This is a genomic window from Desulfovibrio sp. JC022, from assembly GCF_010470665.1.
Taxonomy (GTDB): Bacteria; Desulfobacterota; Desulfovibrionia; order Desulfovibrionales; family Desulfovibrionaceae; genus Maridesulfovibrio.
In genome coordinates this window covers 253,167-273,551 of the sequence record NZ_VOPZ01000002.1, presented here as the reverse complement: position 1 = coordinate 273,551, position 20,385 = coordinate 253,167, and the positions used below count along the sequence as shown (strand labels likewise).

Genomic DNA, 20,385 nt, shown 5'->3' with positions numbered 1-20,385 from the left:
CTAAGAATTAAAAAGAGGCACCGTCTTTAATACAAAGACGGTGCCTTTTCATTTTTAAGCTTTGCCGCAGCATGAGCCGGGGACGCAGCCCTTGGCTGAGGGATTGGCTCCGCAGCATCCGGTTCCCCGTGCATCAGGAATGTTCGGTGTGTCCTTACCGGTCAGTGGCGATGTTGATGATATCAGTTTTTCCCCGGCGGGCTTTCCGCATTCGGGACATTCATTTGTTTCAGCGTTTACACTGCTGATCTCTTCGTACACGTTTCCACATTCGCGGCATTTGTATTCGTAAATAGGCATTTGTTTAGTTATTAGGCAAAAATGTTTTCGGGCAGGAAGGGATGGGTTCCTTCAATTACTTCGCAGCCAGCTTTGGCTTTGATTTTTTTTACAATCGTTTCTTTATATTCGCAATGGGTTGCGACGCAGGGAGCAATGTGCACTTTGGTAGGAAATTCTTCAAGTTTGGAGTTCCAGAGTTTCATCAGTGCCATACGCGGGACAATGGCAACGCCGGGACAGTCGCCGCAGCCCATGATGCCGATTAATTCGGCTTCTTTATCATAGCGCTCGAATTCGCCCACGCGGCGGTTAAAACCGACCATGCAGCGGGAACAGCCAATACAAGTATCATCCATGGTTGTTTTACAGCCGATGATGAGAACTTTTTCCTTACCCATGCTTACTCTCCTTTAAATGTTTGATTCCATTTTATGCCAGATGGCCTTAAGCTTTTTACCCATGCCATCCGGATCATATTCAACAACGGATTTACCCGCCAGTTGTGCCTTTGAAAAAATGGTGTCGTAGGGCAATTCACCTGCAAGGAGAATTTCTTTTTCTGTGCAGAATGATTTAATTTCGTTTTCTTTCTCGGAATTGATCCCGCATTTGTTGATGATGGCCATGGAGGGGATCTTGAAATGTTCGGTCAGTTTGTGGACCCTTTTCAGGTCATGAATTGCTGAGATTGTGGGTTCGGCCACAAATACAGCAAGGTCTGCGTTGGTCAGGGAGGCGATTACCGGGCAGCCCACTCCGGGTGAACCGTCCACCAGAACCAGTTCTGCGCCCAGTTCTTCGCCGATTTCAGCAGATGCGTTACGCACGGTAGTTACCAGTTTACCTGAATTTTCCTCTCCGATGCCCAGTTCCGCATGGACCATCTGGCCGAAACGTGTCTCGGAGCGGAACCATTGTCCGCACAGGCGCGGGGATACGGATACAGCTTCAACGGGACAGACGTAGGAACAGACGCCGCAGCCTTCACATTTTTCAGGAATTACAGAGAAATCTTTGGATATCGCGTCGAATTTGCAATGATCGGCGCAGAGTCCGCACCGGGTGCACAATTCAGGGTTGATTTCCGGGCGTTCGCCACTGAGGAAGTCATGTCTTTCTTTTACTTCAGGGTGCAGAATCAAGTGCAGATCCGCTGCATCTACATCACAGTCCGCGAGAACTTTCTTGGGGCCGAGGGAGGCAAGCCCGGAAACCACACTGGTTTTTCCGGTGCCGCCTTTTCCGCTGATTACTACTAATTGTTTCATTCTATTTTGCTCCGCTCGCTTGTTCTTGAATGGAAGACCATATTTTTGCAAATTCGTCCTTGAATCCGGGGATATTTTCATAGAGCAGATGCCCTTCGGAATATTTGGACGCGGCTTCACGGCTATGCGGAAGGGAGCCGAGCAGCGGGACATTATTTTCAGTCAGATATTTTTCTACCCGGTCATCACCCATTCCGGAGCGATTTATGACAACTCCGCAGGGTTTGTTCAGGGTCTGCATAAGCTGTACGGCCAGATTCAGGTCGTGCAGGCCGAAAGGTGTGGGTTCGGTGACCAGTACCACGAAATCGGTACCCTCAACGGATTCCACCACCGGGCAGGAAGTTCCGGGGGGACAATCCAGAATATTCACTTCCGCCCGGGGGGAAAGTTTTTTAACCGCATTGATTAACGGCGGGGCCATAGCTTCGCCGATGCGCATCAGCCCTCTTGAAAAATTAATGCTTCCGGCTTTGCCTGTGGAAGTTGTGCCGATTTCCCTTTTGCCTTTGCCGATGGCATCTACCGGGCAGGCCAGTTCGCAGAGTCCGCAACCGTGGCAGAGTTCTGAAAAGCAGAGCACGGAATCCACCATCCAGATAAGGGATTTGAAGCGGCAGAGTTCAATACATTTCCGACATGATTCACCTATGCATTTCTCTTCATCAATGTCCGGGACAGTGAGGAATTCTTCTTTTTCTTCACCAAGCACCGGATTCAGGAAAAAGTGGGCGTTGGGTTCTTCCACATCACAGTCGGTAAAGCTTACGCTTTTGCCCAGAGATTCAAGATAGGCTGCAAAGTTTACGGCAACAGTGGTTTTCCCGGTACCGCCTTTTCCGCTGGCAATTGCTATTTTCATATATATGTTCCTTAAATGAAAGTTCCGGCTCAGTACGGACCAAGTCCTCGACAAGCCGTGAGGGAGCTATTGTTATTTCTGTTTGTAAGTGGCATTGTTCGCTCCTCTGTTTAAGAATTCTTATTTTAGATTAGCAACAGCCGTGCCTTGGTGGTAAATGCCATTAATTCAATGTGTTATTGGGCTGTATGTTTGTTTTGTCGTTGATGTTGGGGCTTAAAATCAGCCCGTTTAAATATGTAGTGGGAGCAAAATTAGCCCTGTTCGTCCGAGCGGGGAAAGGTATAGTTATGAGAACTCATTTGGATTGCCTGCCATGTTTTTTGAAAATGGCTATTGCCGGGATCAGGGAAACCTGCCCCGGTCGGGAAGATATTCATGAAAAAGTAGTTAAGCACTGGGCCTTAGGATTTGCTTCAGCGGATCTTAGCGAATCTCCGCCGTCTCTTGCCGGAAGACTTTTCCGCGAGACTGCTGAATATGTGGGCGAGGTGGATATTTTTAAAACCCAGAAGGAAGAAGCCAACCAGCGGGTTCTGGAGCTTTTGCCTGACGTGAAGGCCAAGGTCCTCGGCAGCGCAGACCCTTTGCTTGCAGCCATGGGTGTGTCCATCATCGGCAATTACATGGATTGCGCGGTTATGGGGGAATATGATTGGGAAGATGAATTGGATAATCTTGAGCATGGCCTTGATCCGGAAACGTTCGAAAAATTTCTCCATGAAGTTCGCAGTCATAAATCTCTGCTGGTTCTTGGTGATAATGCCGGGGAAATCGGGCTTGATACGATTCTAAGCGGATTGTTGCGCGATGAGGGCATTGATGTGACCTATGCCGTGCGGGGCAAGAACATTCTCAATGATGCTACGGTGGTCGATGCAAAAGTCGTCGGGATGACTGACCTTTGCGAGGTGATTACCTCCGGTGTGGATACACCAGGAACGGTGCTGAACCGTTGTAGCCCTGAATTTCGTTCCAGACTTGATGAATCACCTGTCGTTCTTAGCAAAGGTCAAGGTAATTTTGAATCTCTCTGGGGTGTAAGGCCTGATGTTTACTACGCTTTTAAGGTAAAGTGCCCGGTTGTAGCTGATGTTGTCGGTGCTCCCATGAAGACTTCGCTTTTTTGTCAGGAAAAATAATGCTCACTTGGGGAGTCCGTCAGTGGATTTCCCTTACTTTTTTTTCGGTTATATCGTATCCATTTATAGTTGGACCAATCTTTTAGATACAGGTGTTATCTGTGTTTGTGCGGGTGAAAAAAATATTTTGGATTTTATTTCTTCTTTTCGATCTCTGCCTTCTGGCAGCAGTGGTCGGGGGAGTGTATTATCTGGAATCCGATGAACCGCGTATCGTGCTGGAAAATTTTCTCAGTGAGAAGCTTGAGCGCGAGGTCCGTTTTCATGAAAACTTCAATCTTATTTTTTATCCTTGGCTGGGGGTGGATACAGGCCCGGTAACTGTTTCTGCTCCTGAAGATTCAGCCTACCCCCACCAGCTTACAGTTGAAGATATTGACCTCAAAGTTAGGCTTATCCCCTTGCTTAACGGTGAGCTGGAGGTTGATACCATTATCGTGGATTCCCCTTTCCTGCATGTGGATCGTTTGAAAGATGGCTCGCTTAATCTTCCCCTGCTTGGATCAAACGGCGGGGCTGAGGGTGATAATGCCGGGCTTAATTATTTCAATTGCATCAGTGTGCGCGGAGTCAGTGTTCTCAATGCTACATGCTCATACAATGACATGGGCAGCGGTAATTCATTCAAGGTTTCAGGGGTCAATGTGCGTACAGGATTGGTACGCAAGGACACTCCTCTGGCTTTTGATCTGAGTGCCATGCTTGATGCGGAGCTGTTTAACCTCAAAGCCAAGGCGGATCTTAAGGGGTTGCTGGATTTTTCCGTTCAGGAAAAAGAGGTTGCCCTTTCCGAAACATCTCTTTCCCTTAAGGTCGAGAGCGATGAACTGCTTGGCAAAGGCGAGGTGGTGGAAGGGATTGCGTCCCTTGATTTCAATCTTGTAGAAGGCATGGTTGACGTTAAGGGGTTGGTTCTGCAAGGCGCAGGAGTGCGGTTGTCCGGTGCTGCAAATTGTACAGATATTTACCACGCGCCTGACTTCAAAGGTTCACTTAAATCCACCCGTTTTGATCCCAAGAAAGTTTTTTCCAGATTTACGCCCATCCCTATTCCTGACGATTATAAAGAAATTCTCAATGTGGCCTCTTTTGCGATGGATTTTCACTCCACTTTGGAAAAGACGGAGCTTTCAAACATAGTTCTGGCTGTGGATGAGACCGTCATCAAAGGTGAATTTTCACTTAAGGATTATCGCAGTCCCTGGTTGGAATTTGATGTGCGGGCCGATTCCATTATTTTTGATCCCTACGTGAGACTGTTTGATCTTGAGAAAAAGATTAATGGAAATAAAACAGTAGCCAAGGTCGATCCCAAGCCGGAGCAGAGTAAATTCCGCGACATGGTTATTGCTGAGCTGGTCAAAAAAATTCCCTGTAACGGTAAAGTGGAAGTGGACCGTTTTGCTTATAACGGCATCAGGCTGAAAAAGGTTAAGCTCGCGCTTTCACCGGGTCCGAAAGTTGCCAGCCTGAGCATCGGCAAAGGGTCATATCTTGATGGTGATTTCGGACTGTCTGTTGACCTTGCTTTTGATAAACGCAGGGCGAAGGATATCCTTTATCTGAAAGGCGAAGGGGCTGTTTCGCCATTTTCTCTTGTTCGTATCCCGCTTGAGGTTGCTGGCATGAAATTTCATGCCGGTAAAACTTCGTTCAATCTTAATTCTCTGCGCTCAAACGGGCGCACTCCAGGCGAACTGGTCCGCAATCTAAAGCTTGATTCCAGTCTTGTGGGCAAGGGCGTTGTGGTTAGTATGGATTTTAAGGGGTTGCCTGATGAACTTAAGAAATTTCGTGCAAAAGAGGTAGGTCTTTCACTTAAGTTTGAACCACTGATCGGGGACATCCAGCCGGGATTGGTGGGGCGCAAGGTTGATCTGAAATTGTCCGGCTCTTTTTTGGAACCGCAAGGGGAATTCAAGGGCGGTTTTATTGGCGGCCTTTTGTGCAGCAGGTCTGAGCCTGAAAATGTGGTTATTAAAAATGGAAAATTGAAATTTTCCGTTGGCGGAAAGGGGGTTCCGGTTTTCAAAAAGAACCTTTCTCTCGTTGTTTCAGGCAGCGGAGGGGTTAAGGCCGGCAACCTTAAATTGGATCATTTTGCCCTGAAAAGCGGCAAGATTAATCTGCACGGCAACATTGATGCCCGCAGGCTTGGAACTGAAACCGCGTCCGCAAAGGGAGTACTCAAGCTTCCCAATGTGGCTTGCTCAGAAATATTTGACCTTCTCGGAGTGGAGAAACCGCAGGCTCAGGACCCTGATGCATTTGATAATGTCGGCCTTGATTCCTCGTTTCAATTGAATGGCGAAAACCTGACTCTGCGCGTGAACAAGGTCAATCTCGATAATGCTGAGGCCGAGGCTACTTTCCAGCTTACCGACTTTAAAAATCCGGTTCTGAATTTTGTTATTAAGGGAGATAAGGTGGATGTTGATCACTTCCTGCCCCCGGACACTATGAGTGCCCGTCCTGAAAGCAAGACAAATGGATTTAAGGAAGTCCAGAAATTTAAGTTTCCTGAATGGCAGTTCCCGGACAAGTTGCTTGGAGCCATTAATGCTACTGGAAAGGTAGAATGTAATTATTTTCGCATATTTGATTTCGCGGGCAGCAAGCTTAGCGCTGATGTGGATATGCAGGATCAGGTTATCGGCATTCACAACATGAAGGGCAATTTCCATGAAGGAAATCTGGCTGGAAAGCTAGATCTCGGCCTTAAGAACGGAACAGTTTCGCTGGATACGGATATTGAGGTCCGTTCTTTTCAGTCCGGATTGTTCTTTGCTGACTATGTAGGCCGTGATTGCGTGAGAGGCCTGACCGATGCATCCCTTAAACTTAATGGACATTCCACCGCCAATATTGATTTTGTGAACACCATGACCGGGGGGCTGGCTTTCAAAATTGTTGATGGCTCTTATCTCTTTGTTGCTACAGCGGAAAAAGACATCAAGGAGAAGAAGGCTCCCAGCCCTACACGGTTTTCTATTATGAAAGGAGCCATAGACGGCAGGGATGGAAAATTCAAAGTAGGTAACTACCTTCTTAAGACCGATTATCTGACTGCTACGGCAACCGGGGGATTCAGTTTTCCTGACGATTCCATCAATCTCCATGTTAATGCCGATATTATCAAGCTTCCCAATCTTTATTTGAAGTTGGTTAATGCCTTTCTTGATGCCATGACCGGAGTCAATGTTACTGTGATCGGCAAGCTCAGCGATCCTAAGGTTGAGGTGAAAGGTCTGGAACGCTGGGGCGATGTTCTCGGTGATGTTCTCGGCCTTCCGGAGCAGTCTTTTATGTTTTTCAGGAAGCTTATATTTTGATATGGTTCAATAAAATTTGATGCTTCCAGTTACTTCTTTATAATCCAGCAGGGGGACGCGATGACCGGCGGAAAAGTAGGGCAAAGGATTTCCGAGTTCTTCTTAAATGATATCTGGGATTGGGGTTCTTCCCACGTCAGCGGTCCTTTGAAAGTCCTGCACACTTTGGCTCGCGTGGGTTATCTTGTAACTGTAGGTTTTCTCAAGGATCAGTGTATAATCCGGGCTTCCGCGCTTACATTTACCACCATGCTTTCCATTGTTCCGTTTCTGGCGGTGGCTTTTTCCCTGATGAAAGGAATGGGGTTTCAGGATTCCAGCTATATCCATGAAATGTTGCTCAAAGTTTCTGCCGGAAGGGAAGAGGTGGTTGGTAAGATACTTGAATACGTGGACAATACCAATGTTCAGACTCTCGGTTGGATCGGGGTGGCAACCCTTCTTTTTACCGTTCTTTCCACTGTGGGTACTGTAGAGAAGGCTTTTAATATTATCTGGAAAGTCCGCCATGGACGTTCTTTCTGGCGCAAGTTTACTGATTTTTTCTCAGTTATTTTTATCTGCCCGGTAGCGGTGATTGTTGCCACCAGTGTAAGTGTTTCCATTAAAAAGCAGGCCGTGCTGCAATCGTTTGAAAGTATTTACGGCGTAACTGAGCTTGAAAGTTTTTTGATCGGATTAACCCCGCTGGTATTGATCTGGCTTTCCTTTACTTTTATTTATGCCTTTATGCCAAATACCAGAGTGCGGATTACCAGTGCGCTGGCTGGCGGTGTGGTGGCCGGAACAGTCTGGCAGATGGCCCAGTGGGCTTATATTAACTGGCAGATCGGGGTGAGCAAGTATAACGCAATTTATGGCAGCTTTGCTCAGTTGCCCCTTTTTCTGGTCTGGTTATATGCCAGCTGGGTAATTGTCCTGCTTGGATCGGAGATAAGTTATGCCGTGCAGAATGTGATGCTTTACCGCCAGCAGAAATTCATGCCCGATGCCGGGGTGGAGGATATGCAGAAATTTTCCCTGCTTGCCCTAAGCCTGATGACTCTGCGTTTTGAACGTTCTGAGCATCCGTACGAACTGGAAGAACTGGCAGGGGAGGTCGGTGTTCCGGTTCGGTTTATCTCTCCGCTGATGGATAAATTTGTTGAAAACGGGATTCTGGTCAAAGGTTCGGAAGAAGGCAAAGAGGTCTATGCCTTTGCTGTTTCCCCGCAAAAACTGACCATGCTGCAAGTTATGGGCATTCTTTCCGGTACAGGCAAAGGGGCCAGTTCTGTGGTGGAAAATCCGGGCATGCTTTTCGTTTCTAAAATGATAGATGATATTAAGACGGTCATTCGTGAAAGCGGGGCTGATGTTTCCCTTTCTGAGTGTGCGGAGAATATGGATAAGTATATTAAAAAACTTCCTGCCGCGCCCGAGGAAGGTTGAGCATGAAATTTTCCGGCATTAATCTTCTGGACGAACTTGAGCGGGATGAATTTGAAGATATCCGCAGTGTCTTTGGCGAACGAAGTTTTAAAAAAGGTGCCATTATCTTTGCTCCCGATACTGAAGAAGATCTTGTTTTTATTGTTGCAAAGGGGAGGGTGCGCATCTATCTCGCCTATGAATCCAAGGAATTCACTTTGGGAATTCTCAGCCCCGGCGATCTCTATTCGACCCATGCCGGATGTTTTGTGCAGGCTTATGAAGACGGCATGTTACTGACTACCGATGTTCAATCGGTAAAGCGGTGTATGGCTGATATTCCAATTTTTAATCGCACTATGGTCCGGGTGCTGGGAAAAATCCTGCAAAATTCTTTTTCTGTTATTGATGGACTTGTTTTCAAGGATATCAATTCCCGCCTTTGTGGCTACCTGCACAAAGAGGCCACCCAATACGGGAAGGCCGTTAAGGGCGGCGTTGAAATAAATCTTAATTTGACCACTGAACAGCTTTCCACTCTTCTCGGTGCCACCCGCCAGACTGTGTCCACTTTGCTGAATAATCTCACCCGTGAAGGGATTCTCACTCGCATTGACCGTTCCCACTGGCTTGTTGCCGATCCGGAACAATTGAAAGCCCTCGCTGAAAATTAGCCTGTCGCTGAATGTAAAATTATGCGATTCTGTGAAAGTGTATCAAATATAAAAAATATACTTCTTTTGTCGGCTACCCGACAAACAGATTGTGCCCGACTTGTTACGTTTGTTTAACAGGAATGGATCGGGAGCGGGAATCAACCGGCTTCCGGCAAACAGGGAGGATAGGTTAATGGCGAAAGAACCCCGTCCGGCTGAAGAATTGACAATCTGGGATGATGCCCGCGCAATGATCAATAAAGCACGAGCAGAGGGCATTGAGACCGTCCATGAAAGGTTGCAGCAGCAGACCCCGCACTGTAAATTTTGCGAGCTTGGGACAAGCTGCCGTATCTGTACCATGGGGCCGTGCAAAATTACCCCGAAATCTCCGCGCGGTGTATGCGGTGCTGATGCGGATGTTGTGGTGGCAAGGAATTTCGGTCGTTTTGTAACAGGCGGAGCTGCCGGTCATTCCGATCATGGTCGTGATTTGATCGAGGTGCTTGAGGCCATAGTTGAGGGCGAGACCAAGGATTACAAAATAACCGATGAGGACAAGCTGCGCCGTATTTCCGCTGAAATTGGTATTGAAACCGAAGGGCGTGATATCATGGATATTGCCCGTGATGCTATGGAATGTTTTTTTGCCGATTTCGGCAGCCGCAAAAAGCAGGTTTCCTTCCTTTCCCGCGTTCCTCAGAAACGTAAAGATATCTGGTCCAAGCTGGGAATAACCCCACGCGGTGTTGACCGTGAAATTGCTGAAATGATGCACCGCACCCATATGGGCTGTGATAACGACGCTCCCAATACTCTTCTCCATGCTGTCCGCACTTCTCTTGCTGATGGCTGGGGCGGGTCCATGATCGGTACTGAATTGTCGGATGTGATTTTTGGCACCCCGACCCCGTCCATGTCGCAGGCCAACCTCGGGGTAATCAAGGAAGACAAGGTCAATATTCTTGTGCATGGGCATAATCCTGTGGTTTCAGAGATGATCCTCGCTGCTTCCCGTGATCCTGAAATCGTTGCTGAGGCAAAGGCTGCCGGAGCCGCCGGGATCAATATCGCAGGCCTGTGCTGCACAGGTAACGAGCTGCTTATGCGCAAGGGCATCCCCATGGCCGGGAACCATCTCATGACCGAACTGGCAATTCTGACCGGAGCGGTTGAGGCCGTGGTTGTGGATTACCAGTGCATCATGCCCAGCCTTGTACAGATTTCCGGCTGCTACCATACCAGATTTATTGATACCGCTCCCAAAGCCCGTTTTACCGGGGCAACCCATTTCGATATCCACCCACACAACGCTTACGAGCAGGCTTGCGAGATCGTTCGTCTGGCAGTGAAGGCTTATGTTGAACGTGATGCTTCCCGTGTGGATATTCCATGTGAGCCTGTGGAAATCATGACTGGTTTCTCTAATGAAGCTGTTATTTCCGCGCTGGGCGGTTCCCTTGATCCGCTGGTACAGGCCATTGCTGCCGGGGACATTCGCGGTGCAGTGGGGATTGTCGGCTGCAACAATCCCAAGTTCAAGCAGGATTCCATGAACGTGGGTCTTGCCAAGGAATTGATCAAGAAAGATATTCTCGTATTGGTTACCGGATGTGTAACCACTGCGGCGGGTAAGGCCGGGTTGCTGGTTCCCGATGCCATTGAAATGGCCGGACCGGGACTCAAGAAAGTCTGCGGCGCGCTGGGAATCCCGCCGGTGCTGCATTACGGTTCCTGCGTTGATAACGCCCGTATTTTGCAACTATGCGCAGCACTTGCAGATGCCCTTAATGTGGACATAAGCGATCTGCCTGTGGGTGCTTCCTCTCCTGAGTGGTATTCAGAAAAGGCTGCTGCTATCGGACTTTACGCCGTAGCCAGCGGAATTTATACCCACCTCGGTCATCCTCCGAATATTCTCGGCTCTGAGACTGTTACCAATATCGCGGTTTCCGGTCTTGAGGATCTGGTTGGTGCCTCTTTTGTCATTGAACCGGACCCGGCCAAGGCTGCTGAACTCTTTGACGAACGGATTAAGGCCAAGCGTAAAGGCCTCGGTTTGAGCGAGTAGGAGAGGCTTATGAAGCTGGCATTTGCAGGCAAAGGTGGTGTAGGTAAGACCTCAATCACTTCGTGGATGGCTGATTGGATGGCCCGCAGCGGGCAGAATGTCTGGATGATTGATGCTGATACGGCTTTATCTTTGGGGCAGGCTTCCGGGCTGGCTGCTGACGAGTTGCCCGATCCCGTTTCATCAAGGTCAGATCTGGTCAGGGAACGGATTCATGAGGAAGGTTTTCTCAATCTTAATCCCGAGGTGGGAGACCTGCCGGAAGAGCTTGCTGTGGAAGTTCCCCTTTATGAGGAGCCTTTCCCCGGTGTTGATCCCGGCAAGAAAAGATTGCTGGTCATGGGCGGCCTGTCAAATGCCGGGGGCGGTTGCGCCTGTGATGCCAACGCTCTACTAAAAGCCTTGCTGGCTCATATGGTTATGGACAGCGATGATTGTGTGTTGGTTGATCTTGAAGCCGGGGTGGAGCATCTCGGTAGGGGAACAGCCATGCATGTGGATGGAATTGTGGTGGTCAGTGAACCTTCCATGCGCAGTTTCCAAACAGCCTCTGAGGTTGGCCGTATGGCTTTTGAGCTGGGGCTTGAAAATCAGGTTCTGGTCGTCAACCGTTATTTGGGCGGAACCTTTCCTGAACTGGAGCATCTGCCCGAAGAGCAGTTTTCCATGCCGCATCTGCCTGGGTTGATAGAGAGACAGATGTCAGATGGCAATGTGCTCAACTTGCCCGAATCTGTTGAGATTGATGCAAAGATGGAGATGATTGTCCGGTCATTGCAGAAAATGACCAGGGCATAATAACCGGGAAGGCCTTCCGTGTTTAAGCGGAAGGCCTTTGTTCTTTTAATCTGCAATCTGTTCCGAGCTTCTGAAAGCTCCGCCCAGCTCATAATAAAGGGTCTTGGCTACTTCCAGAAGAACGAATGGGGCAGCGCGGTAATTCTTCCACCATGGTGAGGGGACCGGATCAAAGGGAGTTGAAACTACCGTGATTTTTATATTGGGAAGTTTTTCTTTGAATATAATCCCTGCTCTACGGGTGTGCAGTGGAGATGTGACTATAATAATGGATTTTATTTGAGGAGGGAGAGCTTTTGCAAGCTGTTCTGCTTCATCAATGGTGCTTATGTTCGCTTCCCCGAAAAAATTAAAATTATCCTGACTGATTCCTTTATTTAAGAAAATATCAGTATACAGTTCCCACTGATAAGGAGCTGTTGCACCAAGTTTTTTGGCCATAATAGTGGCTGGAGATTTGATTGGTTTGCTGACCAGCAATTGCGGTGCATACCCTTCTAGAAATAAGTCAGCAGCGTAAGCTGGTCTGAAAGCACTTCCACCCAGCACCACGATTGCGTCAGCTTTTTCAAGCACATCCTCTTTCTGAAGCAGGACCGGGGCAAAGAAGAAAAGCACTGCCGTTGCCAGTATTCCGGCAACGGTCAGTGCTCCCATAAGCGTTAGTAACGGCCTGACAATTTTCATTATCTCACGACCGGTTCGTAAACCGCTTCGTATTTTTTGCGCAGGTCGTTGAAAGTGCCTTTTTCAATGGCTTCCCGTGCTTCTTCAGTCAGCTTGAGGAAGAAGCGCAGGTTGTGGATTGAGTTCAGCTGGCTGGAGAGCAGTTCCTTTGCTGTGTACAGATGGCGCAGGTAAGCTTTGCTGAAATTGCGGCAGGTGTAGCAATCGCAATTGGGGTCCAGCGGGGAATCATCTTCACGGTACTGGGCACGCTTGATGTTGACCTTGCCGAGGCTGGTGTACAGGGTGCCGTTGCGGGCGTTCCTTGTGGGCAGCACGCAGTCGAACATATCAACGCCGTTGGCGATACCTTCAAGAATATCCAGCGGAGTTCCCACACCCATGAGGTAGCGGGGTTTTTCAGCGGGCAGCTTGGGACCGATGTGCTGTAAAATATCGTACATGTCCGGGATGGGTTCCCCGACGCTAAGTCCGCCGATGGCGAAGCCTTCAAAGGGAATCTCGCGGAGTTGCTCAAGGCTGATTTCACGCAGGTCCTTGTGGAAACCGCCCTGCACGATACCGAACATGAGCTGATCGCCGGAACCTACGGGGTAGGCGTCGCGGCAGCGTTTAGCCCAGCGGGTGGTCATTTCAAGGGATTTAGCTGTGTAGTCGCGGTCATGTCCGTAGCCCACACATTCATCCAGAACCATCATGATGTCGGAGCCGATGTTGTTCTGGATGGAAATTACCTTTTCCGGGGAAAAGAAGTGTTTTGATCCGTCAATATAGGAACGGAATTCCACGCCCTGTTCGGTGATCTTACGGATGGATTCAAGGCTGAAAACCTGAAATCCGCCGCTGTCGGTGAGGATGGGCTTATCCCAGTTGGAAAATTTATGCAGGCCTCCACGGCGGGCAATAAGCTCGTCACCGGGGCGCAGGTAGAGGTGGTAAGTGTTACCGAGAATAATCTGGGAATTGATTTCACGCAGATCACGCGGGGAAACGGCTTTCACAGCTCCCTGAGTACCTACTGGCATGTAGACCGGGGTCTGGATTTCACCATGGGCGGTCATCAGGGTTCCGCGGCGGGCGTTGCCGTCGGTGGCATGTACGGTAAAGTTTCCGGGTTTCTTTTTTTCTTCGCTCATTATTTTTTCTCAATTCCGTTTTGCGGACAGATATCGTTAAGTTCGCAGATGTCGCATTTCGGGCTTCGGGCCGAACATATTTCACGTCCGTATAGAACCAGAACATGGTTGGCATCGCCCCAGTTATCACGTTCAAAAAGCGGCATCAGGTCTTTTTCTATGACATTGGGGTTGGTACTTTCGGTCAACCCCATCCTGAATGAAAGCCGTTTAACATGGGTATCCACGGCAACCCCTTCATGAACATTCATGGCATTGGAGAGCACGATATTTGCGGTCTTGCGGGCTACTCCGGGCAGCTTGATCATATCTTTCATGGTCCGGGGCATTTCTCCGCCGAATTCATTCATGACCACATCCGCTGCGCCTTTCAGATTTTTGGCTTTGTTGCGGAAAAGTCCGGTAGAGCGGATGACTTCTTCAACATCCGCCACATCGGCTTTATTCATTTCCGCCGGGCCGGGCCATCTGTGGAAAAGTTCCGGGGTAACCTTATTGACCCGCACATCTGTGCACTGGGCAGCAAGAGCTGTGGCAACCATGAGTTCCCATGCGTTGGACCAGTCCAATTCCGGCTGCGGGTTTGGGTACCGTTTAATCAGGCGGTCATAGATGGTCGTTGCTCTTTGCAGAGTGCGTTTATCAGGGGCTTTCATTTTCATAATATATGGTGTGGGCTATCATTTCTTTTTGTAACTTACAATCATCGAATATGCTGTCTACAGCCTGATAAATGTTGCCGTTCATGTCAATTCATGTATCATTTAATACAAATTAAAGCGGAGGATTTGAAATGAAAATAGCATTAAGTTTGATAGTTGCGGTTCTTTTTACCATGTCAGGACTTGGACTTTCCGTATCTGGCGCGGAAGATGGTTCCAGTCTTGTTTTTGCAAAATGCGGAAGTTGTCACAGTTTGAAGCGTGTCTGTCGTGGGTTGGGAAAAAAAGATCTCGCTGCATGGGAAAAAACAACTCAGCGTATGGCTGAAATGGGAATGATCGTTACTGCCGATGAACTGGACGGTATCAGCAATTACCTTGCAAATGCCAAACCCGGTGAGAGTCCTGTTTGTAAATAGGAGGGCTTTATGTCCATAATGCTGGTTTATATTACTGCCGGAGATGTGGAAGAAGCGCGAGAGATTGGTGGCGAACTGCTCATGCGCCATCTTGCAGCCTGCGTGAATATCTTTGATAAAATGGAATCCATGTACTGGTGGGAAGGTAAGCTTGAGCGTTCCGAGGAAGCGGTGCTTATTGCTAAAACATCGCCGGAGCTGGTGGATAAATTGATCCAGACAGTAAAGAATATTCATAGTTATGACTGCCCGGCGATTGTTGCCCTTGAGTCTAAGCAGGGTAATGAAGAGTTTTTTGAATGGGTGAAAAGTCATACAAAGTAGCCTCTAATTGACTTTCCCATAAAAGAAAGCATAGTCTCTGTCCGCAAAACTTAAGCGGGCAGAGATTCCTTTTTTTGCCCGATCCAAATTTATTCAGGAGTTCAAACAAATGCAGATATTGGTTTCCGGTTCTTTGGCCTACGACAGAATTATGAGTTTTCCCGGTAGCTTCGCCGATCATATCCTGCCCGATAAAATCCACATGCTTAACGTATGCTTTTTGGTAGACGGCCTTGACGAACGTTTTGGCGGTACAGCCGGAAACATTGCTTACGCTCTTTCCATGCTGGATGAAAAGCCTGTGATCCTCGGTACTGCCGGTAAGGATTTCGACGGCTACGAAAAATGGCTGGACGATAACAAAATTACCCGTGAAGGCATCAAGCGCGTTGATGATGAATTCACCGCCGGAGCCTACATCACCACTGACAAATCCGATAACCAGATTACCGGATTCAACCCCGGTGCTATGAAATACGGTTGTGATTACGATTTCTCAGCTGTTAATCCCGCAGATGCACTGGCTATCGTTTCCCCCGGTAACCTTGATGATATGCAGAATTTTCCCAAGGTCTACCGCGAAAAAGGTGTTTCCTACATTTACGATCCGGGCCAGAATATCCCCGCATTCAGCGGCGAACAGCTGCTGGAAATGATCGGCGGTTGCAAGATTCTTGTTTCCAATGACTACGAACTGGAAATGATAATGAAATCTACAGGTAAAACCCGTGATGAACTCATGGAAATCTGCGATTCCATCATCGTGACTCTCGGTGAGCACGGCTGTCTCGTTGTTGAAAAAGACGGCGAAACAAAAGTTCCCGCAGCCAAGGCTGAAGTTGTGGAAGATCCCACCGGAGCAGGCGATGCGTTTCGCGCAGGTCTGATCAAGGGCCTCGCCATGGGTAAAAATCTTGTTGAAGCTGCCCACGTTGGTGCTGTCAGCGCGGTTTACTGCGTTGAAAAACTCGGTACTCAGGAACATTCCTACACCGAGGAAGAGTTCTGGGCTCGTTACGAGAAAAATTTTGGTAAGCTGTAGACCTTAATAATTTATACAATTTGCTTTCAAGCCGGAATCCTGTTTTCAGGGTTCCGGTTTTTTTATTAAAAATAGTTTGTAAGTAAGTTCTCAGTTCCTGTATCCTTGGGGTAAAATCCCGGAGGATGGATCATGATTGAAATCACAGCTTCCATGCTTGAAACATACTTGAAAGAGGCTTTCGGTCTCGGCGCGTCCCTTGTGGATTATGGGGATATCGGCTCTTTGGATAAGCAGGGTATGAAGAAATTCGGCTACGGCAAGCCATTATTGGTTCTTTTTACCGTAGACGGCGAGAAGCTGGAAACCGTGATTTCGGTTATGAAGGGGGATAATTACGGGCATCAGTTTTATTGGGACCGTGCAGCGGTACTTATGTTTCAGTATGAGGCTTCAGCCCGTTTGCCGCGCCATGTGAAGCCTATGGGCATCGGTTATATCAGCCGTGACGGTGAGATGCTCCCGCTTAATGAACCGCAGGAGTTTTTTATCCTCAATGAGAAGTTGCAGGGCTACGATTATTTTAATGATCTTGAACGTATTCGTAACGGAGAGTTGCAGGAGCAGGACGAACAGAATGTTGTCGATCTTGCTGAGTGGCTGGCTGAAATCCATTCTGTGAAAAAGTATGATCCCCATCTGTACATGCGCCGTATCCGGGATTTGATCGGTTCCAGTGAATGTATCATGGGGCTGGTGGATGAGGCATTCAAACATCCCTGTGATTTTTTTTCACAGGACCGCTTTGTGAATCTGGAGAAAAAGCTGATCGACTGGCGTTGGAAACTTTTTCATTACACCCACCGTTTATGTGCAGTACATGGTGATTTTCATCCTTGGAATGTTCTCATGGGCGGGCCGGACGGATTCAGCGTTCTGGACCGCAGCAGGGGTGAGTGGGGTGAGCCTGCCGGGGATCTTTGCTGCATGGCTACCAATTATATTCTTTTCGGGCTTTATTCAGGGGGGAAGTTTTCCAGTAAGCTGCGTAACCTGTACATGACCTATATGGAAACATATCTTGAAAAGACCGGGGATGATGAAGTATTACAGGTTATGGCTCCTTTTTTCGTGTTCAGGGGGTTGGTCGTTGCTTCTCCGGTTTGGTATCCGGATCATCCGCAGGAAGTGCGCGATGCACTGATGCGGTTTATTGAAAATGTCCTTGAGGATGAGGTCTTCGATTATGTCCAATTCGAACGGTATATGCGTTAACAGGAACTGGGCTATCTGGATTACCGGATTGCCTGCATGCGGCAAGAGTACCATTGCCGGAAAGTTTTATGAGCAATTGCGTGCGGAAGGGGTTAAGGTTGTGCTGCTCTGCATGGATGAGCGGCGTAAAATTTATATTCCCAATCCTGAATACACCTGCGATGAGCGGCAGCGGGCCTATAACCTTTTTGTGGAAGACGCCATTTCCATCATGGAATCGGGGCGGTGTGTGATTATGGATGGTTCTGCTCATGAGCTTTGCTGGCGCAATGATGCCCGTGAAAAAATAGAATATTTTGCTGAAGTTTATTTGCGCTGTCCGGTGAATATGGCCATGAAGCGTGAGTCCGGGCGGCAACAGGGGCTGGTTATGGCCGGGCTTTATGAAAAAGCCCTTGAGCGGCAGCGCACAGGTAGGGATTTCGAGGATCTTGGGGAAGTTATCGGGGTGGATGTTAAATTTCAGGAAGATCACAATGCCGAATGCATTGTGGATACTGCCGGGAAAACTCCCGACGAAACTTTTGAAGAGGTGAAAAATTGTCTGCAAAAGTGGCGTAGAATGAACGGGATTTGCTGATTTTTATTTCGAATTGTTTTAAAAGGAATGCAGTTGCATAAAAATACATATTAGAAGGTGTTTGCTGTGAAGAAAATTTTGCTTTCAATGTTGATGTTGCTGGTTGTTCTCTGCGCTGCTGTTTCCGCCGGGGCTTCTTCTGAGGAGGATGTGCGGGTTCAGATCAAGGATGTTCTTTTTGATTATAAGGACGCTTACAATTTAAGGGATTTCGATGCTATCCGCGGGCTTTATGCAGATAATGCTGTGATTAAGTCTTTTCCCTGTAATTACAAAGAAGAGAATTTGTTCAAGGGATTCAGTGAAAGTCTGCCCCGTTGTGCATCATATTGGGTGGATAGTTCATTCAAGCTGCGTCTGTTCAAAATTACTGAATTTAAAGTTGAAGGCAATAAGTGTCGTGCAAGGGTTGCCTGGGATTACCGCAGTAATGACGGACGTGGTAAATTTACTCCTTCTTTTGAATTCCTGCTCAAGGATGGAAAATGGCTAATTGAGCAGGAAACCTATGGGCGTAAGGGTAAGTAAGCGTAAGGTGCTTTATCACTTAAGGGAAAACTATTGTGGTAGTTTTCCCTTTTTTTGTTCGTTAGAGATTTGTACAGGGAAGTTATGACAAAGCATAAAGCAAAGAGCCGCCAGACCGCACTTGCGCTGGGCGCGTTGGGGGTTGTGTTCGGTGATATCGGCACCAGCCCGCTCTATGCCATGAAAGCCTGTTTCAGCGGGCACCATGCCATCACGCTTAACCCGGCAAATGTGCTGGGGGTGCTTTCCCTGATTATCTGGTCTTTGCTGATCGTGATCTGCCTGAAATACGTTACATTCGTCATGGCAGCAGATAATAAAGGCGAGGGCGGTATTTTTGCACTTTACGAACTGGTCAGTCATGCGGGGCAGCGCAGATCTGCTTCATTTATGCTTTTTGCTGCCATGATCGGCGGTGCTTTGCTTTATGGGGACGGGGTCATCACTCCTGCTATTTCCGTGCTTTCCGCTATTGAGGGGCTGGATGTAGCCACTACTGCCGCACATAAGTATACGACTCATATCGCCTGTACAATTTTGCTGGCCCTTTTTGCTTTTCAGAGCAGCGGTACCGAGAAGATAGGACGGTTGTTCGGTCCGGTTATGCTGGTCTGGTTTACGGTGATCGGTGCCTTCGGATTGTTTAGCGCAGTGGGTAATCCAGAGGTCTTGCAGGCCTTCAGGCCGTATTATGCGGTTAATTTTTTCGTTGAAAACGGAATTGCCGGCTGTATGGTCCTTGGCGCGGTTGTACTCTGTGTTACCGGGGGAGAGGCTCTTTTTGCCGATATGGGCCATTTCGGGCGCAAGCCGATCACTCTGGCATGGTATTGCGTGGCTCTGCCTAGTCTACTTCTCAATTATCTTGGGCAGGGAGCTATGCTGATCAGGAATCCCCATGCCATTATCAATCCTTTTTTCAGTCTTTTTCCGAAATTTTTGACCCTGCCCATGGTGGGGCTGGCAACCTTTGCGGCAATCATTGCCTCTCAGGCCATTATTTCCGGGGCTTTTTCCCTTACCGCACAGGCTGTGCATCTGGGTTTTGTGCCTCGTATCCGTATTTTGCAAACCTCGGAGGATAATCCCGGTCAGGTCTTTGTGCGCTCGGTTAATTGGATTATGGCCGCGTTGTGCATTCTGTTGGTGATTTTTTTCAGGGAATCGGAAAATCTGGCCGGGGCTTACGGTATCGCCATAACCGGGACCATGGTAATTACCACCTATTTATTCTGGTTTTACCTGCGCAAGATTCGCAATTGCCCGTGGGTTTTAGCCGCAGTACTGACCGGATTTTTTGCAATTTTTGATCTTGGTTTTTTCATCGTCAACTTCACCAAGATCGCCGGGGGTGGCTGGTTCCCCATCCTGCTGGCAGGGCTTATTGCTTATGGCATGTTTGTCTGGATCTGGGGACGTGCCAAGCTGAGAGGGTTGTTGCAGAAGCGGGGGCTGGAGGTTTCGAATCTGGAACCTGAAATTGAAAAGTATATGCTGGCCAAGGTTCCGGGGGAGGCTGTTTTTCTTACTGCATCAGAATCCGTCCCCCATGCGTTTTTGCAACATTTGCGCAATAACCGGGTTGTGCATGAAAAGCTTGTTTTTTTGCGGGTAACTACTGCCAGTGATCCCTATCTTGATCCGCACAGTCGCATCGCGCTTAAAAATATTGATAAAAATATTTATTGGATGACCGTGAACTACGGTTTCATGGAAAAGCCAAATCTTTCGCTTGTGCTGGTTCAGTCATGGAACCAGTTGGGGCTGAGCAGCACGGACAGTTCTTTTTACATGGGGAGGATGTTGCTGCGTTTAAACAAGGAGAATAAAAAGCATTTGCTGCGTCGTAAGCTTTTTATTCTGTTCAGTTCCATGTCCGAAGATCCTCTCGATTATTTGCGGATTCCTGCGGATAAGGTGATTACTATTGGTACGGCAATTACAATCTAAAGAAGTATAAAGCTGAAAAAC

Annotated in this window: 20 protein-coding genes; 13 read left to right on the top strand and 7 right to left on the bottom strand. The window is 48.2% G+C overall.

All coding sequences use genetic code 11. The features are described 5' to 3' along the window. Positions 1–54: 54 nt before the first annotated feature. From FMS18_RS04290 to FMS18_RS04275, 4 genes are read right to left on the bottom strand one after another with little or no spacing between them, the layout of a single operon-like run. Positions 55–300: a zinc ribbon domain-containing protein gene (locus tag FMS18_RS04290; protein ID WP_163292520.1), complete on the bottom strand. Its 246-nt coding sequence runs from the start codon at positions 298–300 to the stop codon at positions 55–57. A gap of 11 nt (positions 301–311) precedes the next feature. Beyond that, positions 312–680: a CGGC domain-containing protein gene (locus tag FMS18_RS04285; protein WP_163292519.1), complete on the bottom strand. Its 369-nt coding sequence runs from the start codon at positions 678–680 to the stop codon at positions 312–314. A 12-nt stretch (positions 681–692) separates the two neighbouring features. Then, on the bottom strand, positions 693–1,550 hold the full coding sequence (locus tag FMS18_RS04280; protein WP_163292518.1) for a 4Fe-4S binding protein: 858 nt from the start codon (positions 1,548–1,550) through the stop codon (positions 693–695). A gap of 1 nt (position 1,551) precedes the next feature. Continuing rightward, on the bottom strand, positions 1,552–2,412 hold the full coding sequence (locus FMS18_RS04275) for a P-loop NTPase (protein WP_163292517.1): 861 nt from the start codon (positions 2,410–2,412) through the stop codon (positions 1,552–1,554). Between the two features lie 290 nt (positions 2,413–2,702). Between FMS18_RS04275 and FMS18_RS04270 the strand changes: the two genes are divergently transcribed. The 6 genes from FMS18_RS04270 (at position 2,703) to FMS18_RS04245 (ending at position 11,821) form a co-directional block, all read left to right on the top strand. Beyond that, positions 2,703–3,554 carry a DUF89 domain-containing protein gene (locus tag FMS18_RS04270; protein ID WP_163292516.1) on the top strand — a complete coding sequence of 284 codons (852 nt, stop codon included), beginning with the start codon at positions 2,703–2,705 and terminating at the stop codon, positions 3,552–3,554. Between the two features lie 113 nt (positions 3,555–3,667). Then, positions 3,668–6,886 (top strand): AsmA family protein, encoded by a 3,219-nt coding sequence (locus FMS18_RS20970; protein WP_368854143.1) that lies wholly within the window; start codon positions 3,668–3,670, stop codon positions 6,884–6,886. A 60-nt stretch (positions 6,887–6,946) separates the two neighbouring features. Continuing rightward, entirely contained in the window at positions 6,947–8,317 is a 1,371-nt protein-coding gene (locus FMS18_RS04260; protein WP_163292514.1) for a YihY/virulence factor BrkB family protein, read from the top strand. A gap of 2 nt (positions 8,318–8,319) precedes the next feature. Further along, entirely contained in the window at positions 8,320–8,970 is a 651-nt protein-coding gene (locus FMS18_RS04255; protein WP_163292513.1) for a Crp/Fnr family transcriptional regulator, read from the top strand. A gap of 175 nt (positions 8,971–9,145) precedes the next feature. Continuing rightward, positions 9,146–11,023, top strand: a complete 1,878-nt coding sequence (gene cooS, locus FMS18_RS04250) for an anaerobic carbon-monoxide dehydrogenase catalytic subunit (RefSeq protein WP_163292512.1) — start codon at positions 9,146–9,148, stop codon at positions 11,021–11,023. 9 nt (positions 11,024–11,032) lie between these two features. Continuing rightward, positions 11,033–11,821: an ArsA-related P-loop ATPase gene (locus tag FMS18_RS04245; protein ID WP_163292511.1), complete on the top strand. Its 789-nt coding sequence runs from the start codon at positions 11,033–11,035 to the stop codon at positions 11,819–11,821. Positions 11,822–11,866: 45 nt separating this feature from the next. Here FMS18_RS04245 and FMS18_RS04240 read toward each other — a convergent pair whose 3' ends face one another. The 3 genes from FMS18_RS04240 to nth are packed head-to-tail and all read right to left on the bottom strand — an operon-like array spanning position 11,867 to position 14,306. Then, positions 11,867–12,508 carry a YdcF family protein gene (locus FMS18_RS04240; RefSeq protein ID WP_163292510.1) on the bottom strand — a complete coding sequence of 214 codons (642 nt, stop codon included), beginning with the start codon at positions 12,506–12,508 and terminating at the stop codon, positions 11,867–11,869. Further along, positions 12,508–13,644 carry a tRNA guanosine(34) transglycosylase Tgt gene (tgt, locus tag FMS18_RS04235; RefSeq protein ID WP_163292509.1) on the bottom strand — a complete coding sequence of 379 codons (1,137 nt, stop codon included), beginning with the start codon at positions 13,642–13,644 and terminating at the stop codon, positions 12,508–12,510. The genes FMS18_RS04240 and tgt overlap by 1 nt, the downstream gene beginning before the upstream one ends. Further along, entirely contained in the window at positions 13,644–14,306 is a 663-nt protein-coding gene (gene nth / locus FMS18_RS04230) for an endonuclease III (RefSeq protein WP_163292508.1), read from the bottom strand. The genes tgt and nth overlap by 1 nt, the downstream gene beginning before the upstream one ends. A gap of 131 nt (positions 14,307–14,437) precedes the next feature. Between nth and FMS18_RS04225 the strand changes: the two genes are divergently transcribed. The 7 genes from FMS18_RS04225 (at position 14,438) to FMS18_RS04195 (ending at position 20,364) form a co-directional block, all read left to right on the top strand. After that, positions 14,438–14,725, top strand: coding sequence for a hypothetical protein (locus tag FMS18_RS04225; protein ID WP_163292507.1), 288 nt, complete (start codon positions 14,438–14,440; stop codon positions 14,723–14,725). Between the two features lie 9 nt (positions 14,726–14,734). Continuing rightward, complete coding sequence (gene cutA, locus FMS18_RS04220; protein ID WP_163292506.1) at positions 14,735–15,049, top strand: divalent-cation tolerance protein CutA; 315 nt, start codon at positions 14,735–14,737, stop codon at positions 15,047–15,049. 109 nt (positions 15,050–15,158) lie between these two features. Then, positions 15,159–16,091 carry a carbohydrate kinase family protein gene (locus FMS18_RS04215; protein ID WP_163292505.1) on the top strand — a complete coding sequence of 311 codons (933 nt, stop codon included), beginning with the start codon at positions 15,159–15,161 and terminating at the stop codon, positions 16,089–16,091. Positions 16,092–16,223: 132 nt separating this feature from the next. Further along, positions 16,224–17,306, top strand: coding sequence for a phosphotransferase family protein (locus FMS18_RS04210; RefSeq protein WP_163292504.1), 1,083 nt, complete (start codon positions 16,224–16,226; stop codon positions 17,304–17,306). Next, positions 17,278–17,886, top strand: a complete 609-nt coding sequence (locus FMS18_RS04205; protein ID WP_163292503.1) for an adenylyl-sulfate kinase — start codon at positions 17,278–17,280, stop codon at positions 17,884–17,886. Before FMS18_RS04210 ends, FMS18_RS04205 begins: the two co-directional genes overlap by 29 nt. A gap of 66 nt (positions 17,887–17,952) precedes the next feature. Next, entirely contained in the window at positions 17,953–18,414 is a 462-nt protein-coding gene (locus FMS18_RS04200) for a nuclear transport factor 2 family protein (RefSeq protein ID WP_368854142.1), read from the top strand. 84 nt (positions 18,415–18,498) lie between these two features. Beyond that, entirely contained in the window at positions 18,499–20,364 is a 1,866-nt protein-coding gene (locus FMS18_RS04195; protein WP_163292502.1) for a potassium transporter Kup, read from the top strand. The last annotated feature ends 21 nt before the right edge of the window (positions 20,365–20,385 follow it).

Bases quoted from the DNA above. Each gene is read 5' to 3' on its own strand.
- FMS18_RS04225 (WP_163292507.1), top strand. From the start codon at position 14,438: ATGAAAATAGCATTAAGTTTGATAGTTGCGGTTCTTTTTACCATGTCA.
- FMS18_RS04270 (WP_163292516.1), top strand. From the start codon at position 2,703: ATGAGAACTCATTTGGATTGCCTGCCATGTTTTTTGAAAATGGCTATT.
- nth (WP_163292508.1), bottom strand. From the start codon at position 14,306: ATGAAAATGAAAGCCCCTGATAAACGCACTCTGCAAAGAGCAACGACC.
- FMS18_RS04210 (WP_163292504.1), top strand. From the start codon at position 16,224: ATGATTGAAATCACAGCTTCCATGCTTGAAACATACTTGAAAGAGGCT.
- cutA (WP_163292506.1), top strand. From the start codon at position 14,735: ATGTCCATAATGCTGGTTTATATTACTGCCGGAGATGTGGAAGAAGCG.
- FMS18_RS04245 (WP_163292511.1), top strand. From the start codon at position 11,033: ATGAAGCTGGCATTTGCAGGCAAAGGTGGTGTAGGTAAGACCTCAATC.
- cooS (WP_163292512.1), top strand. From the start codon at position 9,146: ATGGCGAAAGAACCCCGTCCGGCTGAAGAATTGACAATCTGGGATGAT.
- FMS18_RS04195 (WP_163292502.1), top strand. From the start codon at position 18,499: ATGACAAAGCATAAAGCAAAGAGCCGCCAGACCGCACTTGCGCTGGGC.
- FMS18_RS04255 (WP_163292513.1), top strand. From the start codon at position 8,320: ATGAAATTTTCCGGCATTAATCTTCTGGACGAACTTGAGCGGGATGAA.
- FMS18_RS04290 (WP_163292520.1), bottom strand. From the start codon at position 300: ATGCCTATTTACGAATACAAATGCCGCGAATGTGGAAACGTGTACGAA.
- FMS18_RS04285 (WP_163292519.1), bottom strand. From the start codon at position 680: ATGGGTAAGGAAAAAGTTCTCATCATCGGCTGTAAAACAACCATGGAT.
- FMS18_RS04205 (WP_163292503.1), top strand. From the start codon at position 17,278: ATGTCCAATTCGAACGGTATATGCGTTAACAGGAACTGGGCTATCTGG.
- tgt (WP_163292509.1), bottom strand. From the start codon at position 13,644: ATGAGCGAAGAAAAAAAGAAACCCGGAAACTTTACCGTACATGCCACC.
- FMS18_RS04240 (WP_163292510.1), bottom strand. From the start codon at position 12,508: ATGAAAATTGTCAGGCCGTTACTAACGCTTATGGGAGCACTGACCGTT.
- FMS18_RS04280 (WP_163292518.1), bottom strand. From the start codon at position 1,550: ATGAAACAATTAGTAGTAATCAGCGGAAAAGGCGGCACCGGAAAAACC.
- FMS18_RS04215 (WP_163292505.1), top strand. From the start codon at position 15,159: ATGCAGATATTGGTTTCCGGTTCTTTGGCCTACGACAGAATTATGAGT.
- FMS18_RS04275 (WP_163292517.1), bottom strand. From the start codon at position 2,412: ATGAAAATAGCAATTGCCAGCGGAAAAGGCGGTACCGGGAAAACCACT.
- FMS18_RS04260 (WP_163292514.1), top strand. From the start codon at position 6,947: ATGACCGGCGGAAAAGTAGGGCAAAGGATTTCCGAGTTCTTCTTAAAT.